The following is a 20,219-nucleotide window of genomic DNA, read 5'->3' as shown; positions in this document are numbered from 1 at the left end:
AGAATATCTACAACGTTAAAGGAGGTATGTATTATGACAAGAAAAATTGGTATTATCGGAGACGGAAATGTTGGTGCAGCAGTTGCCCATCATATTGTTGTTTCAGGAATCACAGATGATTTGGTTATTATTGATCATAATGATGCAAAGGTAAATTCTGATGCGTTGGATTTCAGAGATGCCATGTCTAATCTTAAATTCCATACAAATATTGAGGTTAATAATTATGAGAGTTTAGCTGATGCAGACGTTATTATTTCAGCAGTTGGCCATATGGAATTAATTAATGCTAATAAGGATAAACATGACCGATTTGCAGAACTAAAAGCTAACGTTGAGGAAGTTAAGGATGTTGCAAAACACGTTAAAGAATCTGGATTTAATGGAATTATTATTGTAATCACTAATCCAAATGATGTCATTACCTCTTTATATCAACGTGAGACAGGGTTAGCCAAAGAGCGTGTTATCGGAACAGGGACACTTCTTGATTCATCTAGAATGAAGAGGGCAGTTTCCGCAAAGCTTAACATTGATCCTCGATCAGTAATTGGTTATAACTTGGGAGAACATGGTAATTCTCAATTCACAGCATGGTCAACAGTTCAGGTTTTCGATAAGAGTATTTTTGAATACGCGGAAAAATACAATATTGACTTAGATGAAATCGATAATGATGCTCGTATGGGCGGATTTACGGTTCATAGTGGTAAGGGATACACTAATTTTGCTATTTCAGCATCAGCCGTAAAATTAGCTGAAATTATTTTACAAGATGCTAAAACAGAATTAGCTGTATCAAATTACCGTGAAGAATACGGTACATACCTATCTTATCCAGCAATTGTTGGAAGAAATGGGATTGAAAAACAAATCGATTTGGATCTTCCTGAAAAGGAACAAAAACAACTACAAAAATCAGCAGATTATATTAATCAAAAGACTCGCGAAATCACTAATTAATTAGTGATTAGTAGATATTAATATTTTCTAAAAAATACCTTGATATTAATAACGCGTTTTGATATTATCAATATCGCGTTATTTTTTATTAAGGAGGCAAAAGATGGCTGAACCAAAAGAATTACAAATTGGCGACCACGTTTCTGCACCTAGATTCGGTTATTTAAAACATGATTTTGCTGGAACAATTGAAAAAATATATGAGAATTCAGTAATGGTCTTTATCGATGAACACCATGAAGAAGATGGCATCGTCGTTAATGAATATAATAAGCGTGCGGTTGTTAGCAAAAAAGTTGCTAAACCATCAAAGAAAAAAACAGCTTAACAAACTTACCAAAAATTGTAACGTGTGATATAATAGAGTTTGTATCTGCGGGTATAGTTTAGTGGTAAAATATGAGCTTCCCAAGCTCAGGTCGCGGGTCCGATTCCCGTTACCCGCTTTGTCGAATAAAACGACAGATACTGTTCGATAATAAAAGACTAGTAGACATATTCCATTAAAAAGCGACATCGGATTTGGTGAGAGCCGATGATTAGGGTATGTTGAATTCGCACTTTTTAGAATTATGATTAATTAAATAATAAAGCGGATATTTTATATCAAATAGAGTGGTACCGCGGGTTATTCCGTCTCTTACAATTATTAATATTGTAAGGGACTTTTTTATATATTATGGAGGTTTTGGATAATGGAAAACAAAGAATTGGTTGCTAATGCTCTTTCCAAAGCATTGGACAACGAACTATCTGTAGAAGACATTCTACCAAAAATTGAAAGACCTAAAGATTCAAAAATGGGTGATTTAGCTTTCCCTACATTTATTTTAGCTAAAAAGTTTAGAAAGGCACCTCAACAAATTGCTTCTGATGTAGTAGAAAAAATCGATCAAAGTTCATTTGATCATGTTGAAGCTGCTGGACCATACGTTAATTTCTTCTTAGATAAGTCTAACTTCAGTGAAGATGTATTATCAGCTGTTTTAGATCAAAAGGAAAAATATGGTCAAAACGAAGATGGTAAGGGTGGTAATGTAACCATCGATATGTCTTCACCTAATATTGCAAAGCCTATTTCAATGGGTCACTTAAGATCTACTGTTATTGGTAATTCTGTTGCTGAAATCCTACGTAAAAATGGTTACAACCCAATTAAAGATAATCACTTAGGTGATTGGGGAACTCAATTTGGTAAGTTAATTACTGCGTACTTAATGTGGGGTAACGAAGAAGACGTTAAAAAAGACCCTATCAACAACTTGGTTAAGTATTACGTTAAGTTCCACAAGATTGATAAGGAACAACCTGAACTAGACGATGTTGCTAGAGATTGGTTCAGAAAACTTGAAAATGGTGATGAACAAGCAACTAAACTATGGAAATGGTTTAGAGAAGTATCACTTGAAGCTTTTGGTGAAATCTATGACAAATTGGGTATTACTTTTGATACCTACAATGGTGAAGCATTTTACAATGACAAGTTACAAGATGTCGTTGATTCATTACAAGAAAAAGGTCTATTGAGCAAATCACAAGGTGCTACAATTGTTGATTTACAAAAATACGATTTAAATCCAGCTTTGATTTTGAAGAGTGATGGAGCTTCACTATACATCACCAGAGATATCGCAACTGCAATTTATCGTGACCAAACTTACCATCCAGCTATGAATCTATATGTTGTTGGTTCAGAACAAACTTACTACTTCAAGCAATTAAAGGCTGTGCTAATGGAAATGGGTGTTCCTTCAGCTAAGAATCTACATCACATTCCATTCGGTCTAATTACTGTAAATGGTAAGAAATTATCAACTCGTTCAGGACGTATCATTTTATTAGATGAAGTATTGAACGAATCAATTGCAATTGCTAAGAAACAAATTGCTGAAAAGAACCCAGATCTTCCTAACAAAGAAGAAGTTGCTAAAGAAGTTGGTGTTGGTGCAATCGTATTTGGTGATTTGAAGAACGAAAAGATTAACAACATTGACTTTAACTTAGAAGATCAATTACGCTTTGAAGGTGAAACTGGACCATACGTACAATACGCTCGTGCACGTGCCGAAAGTATCTTACGTAAAGCTGGTGACGTTGACTTCTCAAACGTTGACAAGAAACTTAATGATGCAGAATCATGGAACGTTATTAAGTTATTGAATGATTTCCCAGCAAGAGTTAAGATGGCTTGTGATGAATTTGAACCTTCAGTTATTGCTAAGTACTCATTAAGACTTGCTAAGTCATTTAACAAGTACTACGCTCACACTAAGATTTTAGATGATGATGAACAAAGAGATGCTCGTTTAGCATTAGTTAAATCAGTGTCAATCGTTCTTAAAGAATCACTAAGATTACTTGGTGTTAAGGCTCCAGACGAAATGTAATTAAAGAAAACAGGTTTAACAAATAGTTAAATCTGTTTTTTATTTTACCAATTAGAGTTAATTTGGGTTAAAATAGTATTAATATCATCATCAGTGAAGGAGTAATCATACTAGATGAAAAATGATAAAAAAACAAAAAGTGCTTTTAAAAAGATTTGGCACCGATACCAACTAACTCGTTGGATTATCGTCACATTTTTATTACTATTTTTTGTAATGAGTGCATATTGCACATTTGTTGCGAAGACTACGCATGTTCAAGACTTGCAGTCGTCTTTGGAACAATCTACTGTAATTTACGATGGTAATAATAAAAAAGCCGGTAAAATTTATTCACAAAAGGGAACCTATGTTGGATTTAAAGATATTTCACCAAATATTCCCAATGCAATCTTATCAACCGAAGATAGAAACTTCTACAATGAACACGGTTTTTCCGTTAAAGGATTTGGTCGTGCGATTCTACTAATGATTAAGAATAAGATTATGCGTCGTGATTACATTAGTGGTGGTGGAAGTACGCTAACCCAACAATTGGTAAAGAATGCTTATCTAACTCAACAACAAACTTTTAGTCGAAAGTTAAAGGAACTATTTTTATCCATTCAAGTTGAAAATGTATACAGTAAAAATCAAATTTTAACCATGTACATGAATAACTCGTATTTTGGAAATGGAGTCTATGGTGTTGAAGATGCTTCAAGACGTTACTTTGGAATGAATGCTAAAGATTTACCCGTTCAAGATGCTGCAGTGATTGCAGGAATGTTAACCAATCCTAGTGCATACAATCCCGTTGATCATCCTAAATTAGCTTTAGATAGAAGAAACGTCGTCTTACAATTGATGGCTGATAATAATAAGATTAGTCAATCAGAAGCAAACAAGTTAAAGAAGACGCCCATCCAAGTTAAGAATACCTATCAATATAAGGATGGTTATAAGTATCCATATTACTTCGATGCTGTAATTGATGAAGCAATTAACAAATATGGATTATCCGAATCAGATATTATGAACAGAGGGTACAAGATTTATACAACGTTAAATCAAGACCAACAAAACAGTATGCAAGATGACTTTGCTAACGATAATAACTTCCCAAGCAATGCGTCGGATGGTACAAAGGTTCAAGCAGCTTCAATTGCTTTGAACCCAAGTACCGGTGGAGTTACTGCGGTAGTTGGTGGTCGTGGTCAACACGTATTCCGTGGTTACAATCGTGCTACTCAAATTAAGCGTCAACCAGGTTCAACCATTAAGCCATTAGCTGTTTATACACCAGCTTTGGAAAATGGTTATAACTACAATGATATGCTTCAAAATAAGAAAACATCATATGGTTCTAACAAGTACACACCAGAAAACTACAACAACGTATATACTGGAACTGTACCAATGTACACTGCTTTAGCTCAAAGTATGAATGCTCCTGCTGTATGGTTGCTTCATAAGATTGGTGTTGAAAAAGGTTATGAATCAGTTAAGTCATTTGGTTTGCCTGTCCAAAAGAAGGATAAGAACCTTGCTTTAGCTTTAGGTGGTCTCTCAACAGGGGTATCACCTCAACAAATGGCCGGAGCTTATACGGCTTTTGCAAATGAGGGTAACATGACTACACCTCATTACATTAGAAAGATTGTTGATTCTTCAGGAAATGTCATTGTTAATAATGAATCAGTAACTTCCAAAAATGTAATGTCAAAAGAGGTTGCAAATAAGATGACTAGCATGATGTTAGGTGTCTTTGATAATGGTACAGGTGCATCTGCTAAACCAAGTGGTTACTCAATTGCCGGAAAGACCGGTAGTACTGAAGCTGATAATACTGGTGATTCAGATGCTACGAGGGATAAATGGATTATCGGATATACTCCAAAGGTTGTTGTTGCAACCTGGGAAGGATTTGATAATACCAATGCCGGACATCACTTGGAAAATCTAAGTGGAACTGGAGTAGGACCATTATTTAAGACAGAGTTACAACAAATTTTACCAACTACAGGTAATAATGACTTTAGTGTCAAAGACGCTGCCTACATGGATTCAGAAGAAAAGAAGGCAAATAGTTCATCTGATTCCAGTTTCTGGGATAGTGTTTCTGACGGTGCTAACAAAGTATCTAAGAGTCTTGGTAAAGGATGGGACAATTTAAAGAAGAACGCAAGTAATTGGTGGAATGATGCCAAGAAATTTGTTGGAGACTAAATTGACCAATTAATATAAAACGTCGTATCATTATTATTAAGTGATACGACGTTTTTAGTTAAAGGAGTAGTTAATTTGAAATTTATTCATGCCGCTGATTTACATTTAGAAAGCCCGTTTAAGGGTTTGAAAAATGATGAAACTCCAAATGGTTTATGGAAACAGATATATGATTCTACATTCAAATCTTTTGAAAGAATAGTAAACGATGCCATAAAATACGATGTTGACTTTGTATTATTGGCAGGTGACTTATTTGATCGAGATAATCAAACCCCTAAGACATATGATTTTTTTCAATCACAAATGCAAAAGTTAAACGAAAAAAATATTAATGTATACATGATTTATGGAAATCATGATTATTTTGATATGCAAAGGGAAACTGTGTCATTTCCGGATAACGTTCATGTTTTTGGTAACGATGTTGAAACTAAAACATTTTCTATCAATGGTAGGAAAATTGCTATTACTGGTTTTAGTTATGCTAATAAATGGATTACAGATAAGAAAATTGATGAATATCCGATGAAAAATGATGTAGATGTGCAAATAGGTATGCTACACGGTGGTTTGGAACAAACAGGTGATCATTATGCTCCATTTGCATTAGAGGACCTTATAAGCAAGAAATATGATTATTGGGCATTAGGCCATATTCATAAGCGTCAACAATTAAATGAAAGTCCACTAGTATTTTATTCTGGTAACATTCAAGGAAGACATAAGAACGAACCAGGAAACAAGGGATATTTATTGGTTAATGATGAAAGTGGTAAGATGGAAGCTAAATTTCACGCCACATCATTAATCGATTGGTTAACACTTGATTTAAGCATGGATTTTGTTGATGTTGAAAGTGCCAAAAATCACATCTTACAAGTTCTAATGGGTAATAAGTATGAAAATATGCAACTAATTAGTTTGAACCTTATATTGAACAATCCGATTTCTGATGGTCAAAGACAAGATTTAGAATATCGAATTACTAATGTGTTAGCAAAGGATTATGAACAGTTAAATGCATGGATTTATGAAATTAATATTAGATTGAGCAATGATCAAAAGATGTCATCAATTGACCAAGATATTTGGGATGAGGCACAAGAAAAGGTCTTCTCTGAAGATGAAATTAGTTCGATTTCTAAATCATTACGTAAGTATGATTTTATTGCACGACATTTGGATGACTCCAAAGAAGATTTAATGGAACAATCAAAAATGAAGCTATTAGGTGGAAAGGAGGATACGGATGAAAATTAATAAGTTAGAAGTGCTTGGTTATGGTAAATGGCATGACGTATCTTTCGATTTTAATGAAGACAACCTCCAAATAATATTTGGTAACAATGAAGCAGGAAAAACAACTTTGCTTAGTCTGATTGAAGGAATTTTGTTTGGATATATTGACGGACGTGGAAGTACGTATGAACAATACATTCCACGTGACACCAAATCATATGGTGGTAAATTAACAATCACCACTGATGGCAATCGTCATTTTATACTAACCAGAATTGCTGGAACACATGGTGGGGAATTATCAATTTATGATATTGATAATGATATGCAAACTCCAAATGATATTTTAGAAAAGATTTTAGGACCAATTGATCGTGATACTTTCGAACAACTATTTTATTTTGGTGATTTAGATATTAAACAAATTTCTAAGTTAAGTAAAAATGAATTAGTTAGCAGGATTCAAAAAGTTGGTTTTGTAGGAAGTGACAAATGGTTAGAATTAAGAGATAAGTTTGATAAAGAAGCAAAAGAATTATATGCGCCGAACGGACGTAAGCCACCGTTGAATCAAAAGCTTAAAGAATACGATAATTTATTGGATAAGATTGCTGAGAAAAAGAATAGTTTAAATGATTACAACCATTTGATTAGCCAAAAGAATGTTTTGGAAGCATCCATAGATCAAGCTAAGCAAAAGATTGATGAATTAGAAAAGAAAATGACACAGTTAAATCATTTCAAACAAGTTTGGCCAGTATACCAACAACTTTCGTCTTTAGAACACAGCAATTTTAAATTTAAAGATGGTTTTTCAGATGAAGATGTTAAGTATTTTAATGAAATAACGAATCATCTGTTCTTAGTTAATCAACAAATTGATAGCATCGAAAAATCAATTACCCAATTAAATGACTCTATGAACAACGATGATGATTTGAAAAAATTTAATAAATACAAGAATGAAATTGATAAAATGGTTCAATCATTCTCAAAAGTTAACGAACAAATAAATCAATTAAGTGTTAATCAATCAATGATTAATGAAATCAACCGACAAGATAGTCGACAAATTGTTGCCAGCAGGGATGATATCGTTTCAATTGAAGAAGTTAAACAACAACTTATTGGTCTTCAAACAAGAAAACAAAAACCATCTAATAGTTTTTCTATCATTGGTTTAATTGGTGTAGTTTTTGGAATAGCAATGCTTACAGTATTGCCAGGAGCATTAAAGGTGGTTGGAATTATCATTCTACTATTAAGCGGTATTTATACAGGATCTGTTAAATTCAAGAAAAATGATGATGCCGAATCTAATGAAAAACGCGATGAATTATACAATCAATTAATAAATTATGGAAATAGATATTCCTTTAATGTTGAAAATGTTGATGATTGGTTATCTGAACAAAAATACTTAGCTCGTAAGACTAAAGATAACAATCAAAAAGCCAAATACGAAGAAGAAATGAATCAACTTAATGAAATACTAAAAGAATATTTTGCTGAATGGAAAAAAGTTTTTAGTGGACTTAACATTAATGATTCATTTGATAATCAGCTTGCTCAAATTCGTACTTTTCTAAATAAAATGAATGAAGAAAATGCAATCAATTTACGAAACAATAATCAATTGCAAAACTACTTACAACAAAAATCATCATTAATCGATAAACAAATCCAGTATAAAAAGGATTACTCTGAATTTTTGAGTACTAGAAAAGTAGATAACGGTGATGAGTTTAAAGAGGTTGTTGAACAACAAAGAAATCATTCAATTAAAGAAGCACAATTACAAAACGTTAAGAATCAAATTACTGAAGACGACGTAAAAGTTTTAGATACTTTTAGTGATATTACTGAATTGGATAAGCAATTGAATGCGACTAATGCAGAAATCACTAGTGCAAAACAATCTTTACTAAATGCATCCCAGCAAATAGAAAGTTTAAATATTCAGTTGAAACATGTCATTGCTGATGGGACATACAACGAATTAGTACAAAAGCAAAGTAACTTTGAAGCAGAAATTAATGAAATGGTTGACCAGTGGATGAGCATTAAGTTAGCTAATTCTTGGATTGATGAATCACTAAATATTGCTACTGCTGATAGAATTCCATTATTTGAGTCTAAAGCCAAGGAATTCTTTGCAATCCTAACCGATAATAGATACACAGGTATTACTTACTACAAGAGTAAACTAAAGGTGACCAGGGATGATAAGACTCAATTTGACGCTGGAGAATTATCAAGAGGTACACTTGAACAATTATATCTAGCTTTGATTCTTTCGCTTTCTGTGGTGTTTGGTAGGGACTATCGTTTACCGTTAATCATAGATGATGGATTAACAGAGTTTGATCAAAAACGAACAGGTAATGCGATTAAGCTACTAGATGATATCAGTAAGACAATGCAGGTGATTTATGTTACTTGTGATTCTAATATCTTGAAACTAGTTGATGATAAGGCCGTATTAAATTTAAATGAATACTAAAAAAGACTCCGGAAATACCGGAGTCTTTTTATTTAACTATTATTTGCTGCTTGATGAGCTAGTTAAGTATGATGATAGGATGTTTTGTAAGTCTTTATCCTTAATCTCAACACCACCATTCTTAAGAACTTTGGTTACAACATTCTTAAGAGTAGTACTGTCACTTAACTTAGAAGTAGCAATTTGATCCTTTAAATCATCGATGTGGTCATTGTATGAACCCTTCTTAGGGTGGTTAACCATTTGGATGATTTGGTATCCGTATTGAGTCTTAACAGGTGTTTTAGTGTATTCACCGTTTGATAGCTTGTAAGCAGCTTTTCTAAATGCTGAATCGATGCTTGAGTCAGTGTTATCAAATGGAGCTAAACGACCAGATTTGTTCTTGTTTGAAGTGTCTTTTGAATACTTCTTAGCAAGATCTGAGAACTTCTTACCGTCATTAAGTTCTGAAATAACCTTTTCAGCAGTTTTCTTATCTGAAACTAGAATTTCATTAACAGTAACTTTTGGTTGGTAGCTCTTGAATTGTTTCTTTAAGTCAGCAGTTGAATATGAGATGTTAGCTCTAACGGCTGCCTTAAGTAGTAGGTTAGATTTTAGTTGGTTCTTAAAACTAGTAGTGGTTAGACCTTGTTGTTCAAGTAAAGTTTCAAATTCTGAACCGTATTGACTCTTGTATTGGTTGTATTGAGCATTTACTTCAGATGAAGAAACCTTGTTACCATATTCCTTGTTCAATACCTTATCTAAAATCATTTGTTGTAGAACTTGCTTACCGTTTGAAGTGTTCTTCATGCTGCTGTAGTATTCGCTTTGCGTAATCTTACCACCGTTTGTAACGGCAACAGTCTTATCACCACATGCAACTAATGAAACACTTAGTAATGCACCGGCAAGTCCAACTAGAACTTTTTTATTCATAATGTAATACACATCCATTTCTTTATTTTGTCTATCAGTAAACTGATAGTTTTACGTTAACACATAGTAAATTTTATCACAAAAAAACTTAAAAAATTTTTAAATTTTATTTGGTTATGTTATTAATTCTTTGGTTAATTAAATCTACGTGCGGATTTATCTTAAATTGATATTCATCAATATCTCTTTTCATTGCCTCAATAGTAGGTTTTGCCTTACTAACTTCATCTTGTAACTCGGAGATATTAGCAGTTAGCTTATTTTTTTGATCTAAAACGTTTGAAACGCCATTGATTTTATCCTTAGTAGATGAATAAATACTGTTGGCAAATTCTTTTGGATCACGTTTAGTAACAACTAGATAAGCGGCCAAACCAGCTGCAGATAATCCTAGTAACTTTAGCATTGATTTAATCATGCTTATTCCTCCAATGAATTAATAATATTTGCTTTAATTTGTTCAAAAGCTTCTTCATTGTACTTATCTGAGTTGTCTTGAAAGCTCATAGAGAAGCCATCGTTTTCACTATATCTAGGAATAAGGTGGAAATGTGAATGGAACACAGATTGATATGCCAATTCACCGTTGTTATTTACGATGTTCATTCCTAAAATGTCGGGAGCTGATTTTTGAATCGCTCTAGCAATCTTAGGAATTCTTGAAAATACTTGTTCAGCAAGCTTTTCATCATATTCGTAGATATTAGCAACATGTTTTTTTGGCACAACTAAAGTGTGACCAGGTGTAGCTTGTGAAATGTCCAAGAATGCTTTCACATATTCATCTTCGTAAATAGTGTAACTAGGAATTTCACCATCAATTATTTTGCAGAATACACAATCACTCATATTATTCTTCCTTTCTTTGATATTACTGTGATTATATACATATTAACATAAATTAAGCTTAAAGGAACTTGTGATATAATTGATGTTAATAAATTCCATAGGGGTGATATTCCGTGTCATTAAAAGTGGATAATTTAGTGGGTGGATACTCACGAATTCCAGTACTAAAAGATGTATCATTTGACGTGAAAGATGGCGAATTAGTGGGCTTAATCGGTTTAAATGGTGCAGGGAAGTCAACCACAATCAACCATGTCATTGGATTGTTAAGACCATTTTCTGGGTCAATTAAGATTAATGGAATCGCGATGCAAGATGATATCGAAGAATATAAGAAACAAATTGCATATATTCCGGAATTCCCAGTTTTATATAAAGAACTAACCTTAAAAGAACACATTGAAACTACCATTAAGGCTTATGAACTAGACGAACAAGCTGCTTGGGAAGATGCTAACAAAATGCTGAAGATGTTTAGACTAGAAAATAAACTTGAATGGTTCCCGGTTAATTTCTCAAAGGGAATGCGTCAAAAGGTGATGATTCTTTGTGCATTTATTACCAATGCCAATCTATTCGTTATTGATGAACCCTTCTTAGGTTTGGACCCGGTCGCAGTAAATGACTTGCTTAACTTAATTGAAGAACAAAAGAAAAAAGGCAGCAGCATTCTAATGTCTACCCACGTATTAGATACAGCTGAAAGATTTTGTGATCGCTTTGTTTTGATTCACAATGGGCAAATCAGAACAGAAGGAAATATTCAAAAGCTACAAGATGAATTTGGCAATAAAGATAGTTCCTTAAATGATATTTACTTGAAGCTTGCAAAGGAAGAAGCTAATGAATAGTCTTTTTAATCAGCGTTTGCAATCCCATTTCACGCAAATGTCTAAGTATTTAAGATATGTATTTAATGATTTCTTTGTTATTGCATTAATGTTTATCATTGGTGGAATTGGCTATCAATATGCGATGTTTATTAAACATCTTCAAGCAGGCCAATGGTGGGAACAACTAGTCTTAGTAGTTGTTATATTATTTGTTATTCAACTAAATAATTTGGTCACTTTCGTAAAAAGAGCCGACTTTGTTTTCTGGTTACCAAAAGAAAAAGAATTCTTTGCATTCCTACGTAGTGGCTTAAGATATTCTAAGTCTTTAGCAGTCATTGTCCAAATCGTGGCATGGTTTGTCATGATTTCATTTATTGAAAAGGCGATGGTAACTACTAACATTTCTGCAATTTTGATATTTTTAGTAACCATGGTCGTTTTAAAGATGATGATTTTAAACTTTCAAATGATTGATAACTATCATCACAATCGTAATCTTTTGAACAATAAAGTATTCTACCGCGTGATTGTTCCATTGGTGGTTGTTGCTTTAGCCACCTATATTAATGTTTATGTGGGTGTGATAATTGGAATTGCGATGTTGATTTTATCGCATTTATTGGTTTCCAAACTCAAACAGCAAAGCATTGATTGGCAAGTAGTGATTGAAAAAACAGAGAGCCATGAAAATAGTCTTAATCGCTTCTTCAACATGTTTACCGATGTTGAAAACATGCAAGGGGTAGTTAAGAGACGCAGCTATCTTGATTCATTGTTCAAAATATTCAATGGTGACGTTTATTCAGTACTATATTCAAGAGGAATAGTTAGAGATAAAGAAATTAGTGGTTTATTAGCACGAGTTTCTGTTCTTGGTGCAATCATCATTGGTGCAATTAAATTAAATTGGATGGCTATTTTAATCGCATTGTTATTTATGTATTTGATTGTTTTTCAACTTATTCCATACTTTACTAATTTCGAAGATAATGTGTTTACAACATTGTATCCAATTAACTTTGATCAACAAGTAAAATCATTTACCAACGTGATTGGTAAGATAATGATTTTAGTGATTATTGTATTGATGGTGGGTTCTATCTTCATGTTTAATTTATTTGGATCGTTAATGTTATTATTGGCGTTAGTGATTGAATGGATTTTATTGATAAAAATATATGTACCAAAGAAAATAAAAAAAGCCAGTTCAAATTATTGATGCTGCTTGACGTAGCTATTAAAAAGCCAGTAAAATAGGTAACAGAATAAAAATAGAACATTTGGCAGATTTAATTAGTCAAAACCTTGGTTTTGGCTATTTTTTATGAGGAGGATAATTCGTGAGAGTTAGAAATAAGCCATGGGCAGACGGTTATATCAAAGATAACCAAAAATATATTGTGACTGATCCTGAAAACTGGATTGGCAAATGGTCACAACGTTTTGAAAAGGAACAACCAATTCATATTGAAATTGGAACAGGAAAGGGTCAATTCATCGTTGAAATGGCCAAAAAGCATCCTGAAGTGAACTTTTTAGGTATCGAAATCCAAAAGACAGTTATTGCAATTGCTTTGAAAAAGGTAGTTGAAGCTGATTTACCAAACCTACAATTGGTTCATACCGATGGTGCTGGTGTAGATACCTTCTTTGGTAAACATGAAATTGATACAGTTTACCTAAACTTCTCAGATCCATGGCCAAAGAAACGTCATGCTAAGAGAAGACTTACTTCACCAACATTCTTGGATAGTTACAAAACAATTCTAAAGGAAGACGCTCCTGTCGTTTTCAAGACCGATAACCGTGGCTTATTTGAATACTCTGTAATTACTTTCAATAATTACGGAATGTACTTCGACTTATTATCACTTGATTTACATAATAGTGAATACATGGAAGATAATGTTGAAACTGAATATGAACACAAATTTAGTAGTAAAGGTCCAATCTACAAGATTGTTGCTTACTTCAACAAAAAAGAAGACTAATTAATAGTCTTCTTGAAGTTCGTTAATCCATTTGAATTGATAGTTAGAATTAATTTCAAAGTATCGTTCAATTATTTCATCGTTTTCTAAAACGTTGATAGCACCAACGTAATCTTTATTGTTATTCTTTTTCATAACCCAGCTACCGTAAACTTTGCTTTTGTTTAAAGTATTTTTTGCATGAGTTATTTGTAGGTTAATTTTTTTAATATGTTTTTCTTGCTTAATCTTTTTAGCAACTAAAACACTAGTGCCGATAACTCCAATTGCAAGGGTTGAAACGATTGCATTTTTAGACTTAATGATATATCACATCCTTTTTGTATAGGATATATTATATTACATTCAAATTTATAATCAAACTGCATCGAAAATAGCAAGAAATAAGTTATAATAAAGAAAAAATAATTGGAGTGAATAAACATGGAACAATTACCAACAATGAACTTAGCTGAATTAAAGAAGACTGTTAGCGATGGCAAGTACATGCTATTCTTCTCAGCTGACTGGTGCCCAGATTGCTCATTCATCAAGCCAGCAATGCCAGAAATTGAAGCAGAATACCCAGATTACAAATTTATCGCAGTTGATCGTGACCAAAACATTGATTTAGCTGCTGATTTAGCAATCTTTGGTATTCCAAGCTTTGTTGCATTCGAAAACGGTGAAGAAATTGGCCGTTACGTAAACAAAGACAGAAAAACAAAGAAACAAGTAGAAGAATTTATCGATTCTTTATAATAATTAATATGTGGAAGGTAAGATTTAATGTTAATTGCAAGTTATAACCCAAAACAAACTGGTGACATTTTAGTTGTCATCTTGGATGAAGACGCGAAAGAACAAAAGGTAGAACAAATTGGTAATGTTGTCAGAATTTATGATGCCGAAAACGACCACGTTACTGGTTTTAACTTTACTAACGCTTCTGAAGTACTACCACGTTTAAAGGAAGTAAACGGTGAAGTTACCTTAACTCAAGAAGATTTAAATGCCCTAAACAAGTCATTATCTGATAATGGAATTAAGGACACTATTGAATTGGATACTGATCCAAAGTTTGTTGTGGGATATGTAAAATCTGTTAAAGAACATCCTAAGTCTGACCACCTAAAGATTACTGAAACTGAAATTAATGATGGTAGGACACTACAAATCGTTAGTGGTTCTCCAAACATGCAAGAAGACATCAAGGTAGTCGTAGCCAAAGTTGGTGCAATGATGCCGGATGGACTAATCATTTGGCCTGGCGAATTGAAGGGTGAAGAAAGTAACGGAATGATTTGTTCAGGTCGTGAACTATTAATTCCAAATGCACCACAAAGACCAGGTGCTTTGATTCTACCTAATGATTACCAAGAAGTTGGAGAAGCTTTTGATTTTGATAAAGCTGACGCATTATTTTCAAAATAAGTAAGAGGTAGGGGATTTAAAATCCCCGCTATACATAAATTTTTAGATTAAGGATGACGCTTGAATGGAACACTATGACGGACCTGCTTTTTACCGTAAATATAATGTTTTAGGTAAAAACGATGAATTAAAACATAATAATAAGTCTAATAAAAGTGAATCCCGAACTAATAGAGATGCAACTGTAAGACAAAGTAATGATTCTGAAGATTATCCTCTACTTAACAGGGATAATCCAATTGCTAAGAGAGCAGCAGCTTTTAAACCTAGTCATAATTCAACTAGTGGCTCAAAAGTGCAATTCTACCAAAATGAAACTTCTAGTAAATTCAGAAAAATTATGAATCAACTTGATCGTCACAATGAAGAATTAATTGGTATGACAAGTGATGATACTGGAGCTATTGATTTAGATCGAGAAGAAATTAACACTTCTGAAGACGAATTGATTGCAACTAGTCAAGCTGATGCAGTTGATGAACAATCAATTGAACAATTTAATGACATAGAAGCAGAACCATACTCAACACCTTACATCGATAGAAGTAAGGCTGCTGAAAGTGAAGCAGAAGCCAAAGAAGCAGTTGTGGCTGATAGTGAATCTTTTTCTGTAAGTGACACTGTTGCTGATGCCACTGTGACTTCAAGTAATGAAGTCCTTCAAAGTCCTGATCAAAGCAGTTCATCTAATCAATCTTCGTTTAATAAGTTTATGGGGATGGTAAATCACGATGCTGATGATCACCTAGTATCAGAATCAGAAAACGATGCTGAAGGTGATACGAAAACTCATGACTATTACGATGATGAATCTGATAGTGATAGTTACGCTACTTCAGATAGTGATGATATTGCCTCTTCACATGCTGAAGTAAATAATTCATCAGTTGATGGAGATACTACTCAATTTGTTTCATCTGATTATGATGTTTCAAACAATGAAGAAGAAAGCGCTGAAATTGATGAAACAGCAACTGAAACAAGTGGTAATGACGATAATGAACATGTTGAAGAACCACATGAAGAAAATAGAAATATTGAAAATCATGGATTAGGACACTCTTTATCATCAATCTTGAGTCAAGAGCAAAACGTGCAAAAAGACTTGTCTATCTTTAATGATCGTCCAGTTTCGCAATCAAACGTCGCAGAAGATGATGATACATCTAAGGAAGAATATCATCATGATGAAAGTGTTTCTGCTGATTACGATGATAAGGGATACCAATTCCCATCTATGAATTTGTTAGAACCATCAGATGAATTTGAAGATGATTCAATGGATGATTGGATTGAAAATCAAGCTGAAATCTTGGATGAAACACTCCGTGCTTTTAATGTGGATGCAAACGTTGTTGATTGGACCAATGGACCAACAGTCACACAATTCCAAATTAAGCTTCAACTAGGGGTTAAGGTAAGCAAGATTACCAACCTAACAGATGACTTGAAACTAGCATTGGCTGCCAAGGACATCAGAATTGAAGCACCAATTCCTGGAAAGACAACTGTAGGTATCGAAATTCCAAATCCCAAACCAAGACCCGTTAGATTATCCGAAGTATTGGATACGCCACAGTTTGAAAAGACAGATAAACCACTTACCGTTGCTTTAGGGGTTGACTTAACAGGTAAACCTCAAATGACAGACTTGAGTAAGATGCCTCATGGTTTAATTGCCGGGGCAACTGGTTCAGGGAAGAGTGTGTTCTTAAATAGTTTATTAATTTCACTACTATATAAGGCAACTCCTGCACAATTAAAGATGATTTTAATTGATCCTAAGGCTGTTGAAATGGCGCCTTATGATAAGTTGCCACACTTACTTTCACCAGTTATTTCAGATCCAAAACAAGCCTCTGCAGCTTTGAAATGGTCTGTTAAGGAAATGGATGAAAGATATGAAAAACTTGCTGCAGCAGGGGCAAGAAACATCGAACAATTCAATCAAATGGCTGAACAAGCCGGTGAATACACCAAGAAGATGCCTTACATTTTGATTGTAATCGATGAGTTGGCCGACTTGATGATGGTTGCTTCTAACGAAGTTCAAGACTACATCGTCAGAATTACACAAAAGGCCAGAGCGGCAGGTATTCATTTGATTGTTGCTACTCAAAGACCTAGTGTTGATATTATTACCGGTACAATTAAGAATAATATTCCAACTCGTGTTGCCTTCATGGTATCCAGTCAAGTTGATTCAAGAACCATTATCGATACCGCTGGTGCCGAAAGATTACTTGGAAAAGGTGATATGTTGTACTTAGGAAATGGAGCAAGTCAATCTGCTCGTTTACAAGGTACATTTGTCACTAACGATGAAATCGAACGAGTAACCGATGAAGTTAGAAGACAAGGTGAACCAAAGTACGCCTTCCAACCTGATTCATTGTTGAAGAGCGTAAACCAAGTTGAACAACAAGACGAATTGATGCCAGATGTTTTGGAATACATTTCTAATGAAGAAACAGTATCTACATCAAAATTACAAAGAGTCTTCTCAATTGGATACAATCGAGCGGCCAGTTTGATTGATGAGTTAGAGAAGCATAATTATGTATCAGGTCAACATGGCTCTAAACCGAGAGATGTATATTTAACCGAAAGTGATTACAAAAAGTTAAATATTTAAAAAAGGGGCGCCATATCAGCTCAAATCTGATATTATAAGATTAATGAGAGATAAAAGGAGCATTTAATTATGGATGCAAAGAAAATATATCACTTTGTCGGTGTTAAAGGTACAGGAATGTCGGCAATGGCAAGAATTCTTAAAGATAGAGGATACGAAGTACAAGGTTCAGACATTGATAAATACACATTTACTCAAGTTGGTCTAGAACAAGCTGGAATTAAAGTACTTCCTTTTAACGTAGATAACATTAAAGAAGGTTTAACTGTAATTGCAGGTAACTCATTTACAGATGATCAACCAGAAATCAAAAAAGCAAGAGAAATGGGACTACCAGTATTTAGATACCACGAGTTCCTAGGTGAAATGATCAAGGGACACACTAGTATTGGTGTTTGTGGTGCCCACGGTAAGACAAGTACTACCGGTCTATTAGCCCATGTATTATCAGGAATTGCCCCTACTGATTACCTTATCGGTGATGGTACAGGTAAAGGTGTTCCAAATGCTAGATTCTTTGCATACGAAGCTGACGAATACCGTCGTCATTTCCTAGCAACTAGTCCAGATTATGCAATCATGACTAACATTGACTTTGATCATCCTGATTACTACACAGGAATCGAAGATGTTAAGAGTGCATTCCAAACATTCGCTAACCAAACAAAGAAAGGTATCTTTGCTTGGGGTGATGATGAAAACCTAAGAGACATTAAAGCTGATGTTCCAATCTATTACTATGGTACTAGAGAAGACGATGACTTTAGAGCTGTTAACGTTGTTAAGAGCACTTCTGGTTCAGAATTTGATGTTGAATACAAGGGTAAGAAATTGGGTCATTTCCAAATTCACTTATATGGTGAACACAACGTGTTGAACGCATTAGCAGTTATCGCTGTTTCATACTTCGAACACGATAACCTAGATGAAGTTCAACGTGAACTAGAAACTTTCAAGGGTGTTAAGAGACGTTTTGCACAAAGAAAAGTTGCTGACATGACTATCATTGATGACTATGCTCATCATCCATCAGAAATTGATGCAACTATTGATGCTGCAAGACAAGAATACCCAAACAAGAAGATTATTGCGGTATTCCAACCACACACATTTAGTCGTACAATCGCTTATCTAGATGATTTCGCTAAGAGCCTAAACAAGGCTGATGACGTATACATTACTAAGATTTACAGCTCACCACGTGAAAAATCTGGTAAGATTTCAAGTGCTGACTTAGCAAACAAGATTACTAAGAATGGTGGCTTAATCGAAGCCGAAAACATGTCACCATTACTTGAATATCATGATGCTGTTGTCGTATTCATGGGTGCTGGAGATATTCAAAAGTACGAAAGAATCTACGAAAACTTGTTGAATGATGTAACAAATAACATGAATTAAACACTTGTAGTTTCTTACGATTCTGGTAAAATACTTCTAACATATCGTAAACAAGGAGGTTTATAGATTTTATGAATAACTATGATCAAGCTGGACGTCGTTTAGTAAACGACGCTTTCGGGATGAACAGATTTTTAACTAAAACATATGGATGGATGACTCTTTCAGTATTAATTTCTGGAATTGTTGCTTATCTAATGGGTGGAATGTACCACGCTAGTTTTAACTATGGAACAACTATTGTAGGTTTCATTCTATGGGTTGTGTTAGCTTTTGCTACTCAATCAGTTGCTATGCGTAATGCATTCGCTGGATTTATTATGTTAGTGGTCTTTTCAGCATTAACAGGTGGATTATTCTCATATGTATTTATGATATACAGTCCAACTGCAATTGCTGAAGCATTCTTCACTACTACCATTGATTTCGCCATTATGGCAATCATTGGTGTTACTACTAAGAAGAGCTTAGATAAGATTGGAACTCAAGCAATGGCTGCCTTTATAGCATTGTTTATTGTAAGTATCATTAATATTTTCTTACACAATCCATTATTTGACCTATTCATTTCATTTATTGCTGTGATTATCTTTACAGCATTTACTGCTTATGACAGTCAAAAAATTAAGGAAGCATTTAACGAATATGGTTCTGAAGTATCAGAAAATGGTTTAGCCATTAATGGTGCGATGATTTTATACATGGACTTTATTAACCTATTCCTAAACTTATTAAGTATTTTTGGAATTGGTGACAATAACAGATAATAAAAAAGATGGTGTTTATACAACACCATCTTTTTTATTTTTTATATAATATACTATGCGTGCATGTTAAAATTAAATTATCGAAGAAAACGGTAAGGAG

18 protein-coding genes and 1 tRNA gene are annotated in these 20,219 nt (G+C 33.8%); 15 read left to right on the top strand and 4 right to left on the bottom strand.

Translation table 11 applies throughout. The features are described from left to right. The first annotated feature begins 33 nt into the window (after positions 1-33). The 7 genes from FD688_RS02235 (at position 34) to FD688_RS02205 (ending at position 9,303) form a co-directional block, all read left to right on the top strand. A complete protein-coding gene (locus tag FD688_RS02235) occupies positions 34-963 on the top strand; it encodes an L-lactate dehydrogenase (protein ID WP_138741644.1) in 930 nt (309 codons plus the stop codon). Between the two features lie 103 nt (positions 964-1,066). Further along, a complete protein-coding gene (locus tag FD688_RS02230; protein ID WP_054449897.1) occupies positions 1,067-1,291 on the top strand; it encodes a hypothetical protein in 225 nt (74 codons plus the stop codon). Positions 1,292-1,338: 47 nt separating this feature from the next. Beyond that, positions 1,339-1,409 (top strand) — tRNA-Gly (locus FD688_RS02225). A 249-nt stretch (positions 1,410-1,658) separates the two neighbouring features. Further along, on the top strand, positions 1,659-3,350 hold the full coding sequence (argS, locus tag FD688_RS02220) for an arginine--tRNA ligase (RefSeq protein WP_138741643.1): 1,692 nt from the start codon (positions 1,659-1,661) through the stop codon (positions 3,348-3,350). A gap of 114 nt (positions 3,351-3,464) precedes the next feature. Beyond that, positions 3,465-5,558 carry a transglycosylase domain-containing protein gene (locus tag FD688_RS02215; protein ID WP_138741642.1) on the top strand — a complete coding sequence of 698 codons (2,094 nt, stop codon included), beginning with the start codon at positions 3,465-3,467 and terminating at the stop codon, positions 5,556-5,558. Between the two features lie 75 nt (positions 5,559-5,633). Beyond that, positions 5,634-6,821 carry a metallophosphoesterase family protein gene (locus FD688_RS02210; RefSeq protein WP_138741641.1) on the top strand — a complete coding sequence of 396 codons (1,188 nt, stop codon included), beginning with the start codon at positions 5,634-5,636 and terminating at the stop codon, positions 6,819-6,821. After that, a complete protein-coding gene (locus FD688_RS02205; protein ID WP_138741640.1) occupies positions 6,811-9,303 on the top strand; it encodes an ATP-binding protein in 2,493 nt (830 codons plus the stop codon). Before FD688_RS02210 ends, FD688_RS02205 begins: the two co-directional genes overlap by 11 nt. A gap of 39 nt (positions 9,304-9,342) precedes the next feature. On the opposite strand, the gene FD688_RS02200 is transcribed toward FD688_RS02205, so the two are convergent. The 3 genes from FD688_RS02200 to FD688_RS02190 form a co-directional block, all read right to left on the bottom strand. Continuing rightward, positions 9,343-10,227, bottom strand: coding sequence for a peptidylprolyl isomerase (locus tag FD688_RS02200; protein ID WP_225426089.1), 885 nt, complete (start codon positions 10,225-10,227; stop codon positions 9,343-9,345). A 106-nt stretch (positions 10,228-10,333) separates the two neighbouring features. Then, positions 10,334-10,645, bottom strand: coding sequence for a hypothetical protein (locus FD688_RS02195; protein WP_138741638.1), 312 nt, complete (start codon positions 10,643-10,645; stop codon positions 10,334-10,336). A 2-nt stretch (positions 10,646-10,647) separates the two neighbouring features. Continuing rightward, on the bottom strand, positions 10,648-11,076 hold the full coding sequence (locus tag FD688_RS02190; RefSeq protein ID WP_053795365.1) for an HIT family protein: 429 nt from the start codon (positions 11,074-11,076) through the stop codon (positions 10,648-10,650). Positions 11,077-11,189: 113 nt separating this feature from the next. Here FD688_RS02190 and FD688_RS02185 point away from each other — a divergent pair, with 113 nt between their 5' ends. The 3 genes from FD688_RS02185 (at position 11,190) to trmB (ending at position 13,903) form a co-directional block, all read left to right on the top strand. Next, the gene (locus FD688_RS02185; RefSeq protein ID WP_138741637.1) at positions 11,190-11,927 is read left to right on the top strand and encodes an ABC transporter ATP-binding protein; all 738 of its coding nucleotides are present in this window, start codon (positions 11,190-11,192) and stop codon (positions 11,925-11,927) included. Beyond that, positions 11,920-13,131, top strand: a complete 1,212-nt coding sequence (locus FD688_RS02180) for an ABC transporter permease (protein ID WP_138741636.1) — start codon at positions 11,920-11,922, stop codon at positions 13,129-13,131. The genes FD688_RS02185 and FD688_RS02180 overlap by 8 nt, the downstream gene beginning before the upstream one ends. A 121-nt stretch (positions 13,132-13,252) precedes the next feature. After that, positions 13,253-13,903 (top strand): tRNA (guanosine(46)-N7)-methyltransferase TrmB, encoded by a 651-nt coding sequence (trmB, locus tag FD688_RS02175; protein WP_034531218.1) that lies wholly within the window; start codon positions 13,253-13,255, stop codon positions 13,901-13,903. Here trmB and FD688_RS07430 read toward each other — a convergent pair whose 3' ends face one another. Further along, the gene (locus tag FD688_RS07430) at positions 13,904-14,038 is read right to left on the bottom strand and encodes a hypothetical protein (protein ID WP_257719911.1); all 135 of its coding nucleotides are present in this window, start codon (positions 14,036-14,038) and stop codon (positions 13,904-13,906) included. A gap of 288 nt (positions 14,039-14,326) precedes the next feature. Here FD688_RS07430 and FD688_RS02170 point away from each other — a divergent pair, with 288 nt between their 5' ends. From FD688_RS02170 to FD688_RS02150, 5 genes are all read left to right on the top strand, one after another. Beyond that, positions 14,327-14,644 carry a thioredoxin family protein gene (locus FD688_RS02170; protein ID WP_054604732.1) on the top strand — a complete coding sequence of 106 codons (318 nt, stop codon included), beginning with the start codon at positions 14,327-14,329 and terminating at the stop codon, positions 14,642-14,644. Between the two features lie 27 nt (positions 14,645-14,671). Next, positions 14,672-15,316, top strand: coding sequence for a YtpR family tRNA-binding protein (gene ytpR / locus FD688_RS02165; RefSeq protein WP_138741635.1), 645 nt, complete (start codon positions 14,672-14,674; stop codon positions 15,314-15,316). Positions 15,317-15,380: 64 nt separating this feature from the next. Next, positions 15,381-17,951: a DNA translocase FtsK gene (locus FD688_RS02160; RefSeq protein ID WP_138741634.1), complete on the top strand. Its 2,571-nt coding sequence runs from the start codon at positions 15,381-15,383 to the stop codon at positions 17,949-17,951. Between the two features lie 69 nt (positions 17,952-18,020). Continuing rightward, positions 18,021-19,352 carry a UDP-N-acetylmuramate--L-alanine ligase gene (murC, locus tag FD688_RS02155; protein ID WP_034531212.1) on the top strand — a complete coding sequence of 444 codons (1,332 nt, stop codon included), beginning with the start codon at positions 18,021-18,023 and terminating at the stop codon, positions 19,350-19,352. Positions 19,353-19,423: 71 nt separating this feature from the next. Beyond that, positions 19,424-20,119 carry a Bax inhibitor-1/YccA family protein gene (locus tag FD688_RS02150; RefSeq protein WP_138741633.1) on the top strand — a complete coding sequence of 232 codons (696 nt, stop codon included), beginning with the start codon at positions 19,424-19,426 and terminating at the stop codon, positions 20,117-20,119. Positions 20,120-20,219: the final 100 nt, after the last annotated feature.

The sequence above is a fragment of the Apilactobacillus kunkeei genome (genome assembly GCF_005930975.1).
In the GTDB taxonomy this organism is placed as follows: Bacteria; Bacillota; Bacilli; order Lactobacillales; family Lactobacillaceae; genus Apilactobacillus; species Apilactobacillus kunkeei_E.
This window is presented reverse-complemented; position numbering and strand designations above follow the sequence as displayed.

Excerpts from the sequence above, each read along its gene's own strand:
- FD688_RS02180 (WP_138741636.1), top strand. The coding sequence starts at position 11,920 with ATGAATAGTCTTTTTAATCAGCGTTTGCAATCCCATTTCACGCAAATG.
- FD688_RS02215 (WP_138741642.1), top strand. The coding sequence starts at position 3,465 with ATGAAAAATGATAAAAAAACAAAAAGTGCTTTTAAAAAGATTTGGCAC.
- FD688_RS02205 (WP_138741640.1), top strand. The coding sequence starts at position 6,811 with ATGAAAATTAATAAGTTAGAAGTGCTTGGTTATGGTAAATGGCATGAC.
- FD688_RS02160 (WP_138741634.1), top strand. The coding sequence starts at position 15,381 with ATGGAACACTATGACGGACCTGCTTTTTACCGTAAATATAATGTTTTA.
- FD688_RS02235 (WP_138741644.1), top strand. The coding sequence starts at position 34 with ATGACAAGAAAAATTGGTATTATCGGAGACGGAAATGTTGGTGCAGCA.
- murC (WP_034531212.1), top strand. The coding sequence starts at position 18,021 with ATGGATGCAAAGAAAATATATCACTTTGTCGGTGTTAAAGGTACAGGA.
- FD688_RS02150 (WP_138741633.1), top strand. The coding sequence starts at position 19,424 with ATGAATAACTATGATCAAGCTGGACGTCGTTTAGTAAACGACGCTTTC.
- argS (WP_138741643.1), top strand. The coding sequence starts at position 1,659 with ATGGAAAACAAAGAATTGGTTGCTAATGCTCTTTCCAAAGCATTGGAC.
- ytpR (WP_138741635.1), top strand. The coding sequence starts at position 14,672 with ATGTTAATTGCAAGTTATAACCCAAAACAAACTGGTGACATTTTAGTT.
- FD688_RS07430 (WP_257719911.1), bottom strand. The coding sequence starts at position 14,038 with ATGAAAAAGAATAACAATAAAGATTACGTTGGTGCTATCAACGTTTTA.
- FD688_RS02190 (WP_053795365.1), bottom strand. The coding sequence starts at position 11,076 with ATGAGTGATTGTGTATTCTGCAAAATAATTGATGGTGAAATTCCTAGT.
- FD688_RS02170 (WP_054604732.1), top strand. The coding sequence starts at position 14,327 with ATGGAACAATTACCAACAATGAACTTAGCTGAATTAAAGAAGACTGTT.
- FD688_RS02195 (WP_138741638.1), bottom strand. The coding sequence starts at position 10,645 with ATGATTAAATCAATGCTAAAGTTACTAGGATTATCTGCAGCTGGTTTG.
- FD688_RS02230 (WP_054449897.1), top strand. The coding sequence starts at position 1,067 with ATGGCTGAACCAAAAGAATTACAAATTGGCGACCACGTTTCTGCACCT.
- FD688_RS02200 (WP_225426089.1), bottom strand. The coding sequence starts at position 10,227 with ATGAATAAAAAAGTTCTAGTTGGACTTGCCGGTGCATTACTAAGTGTT.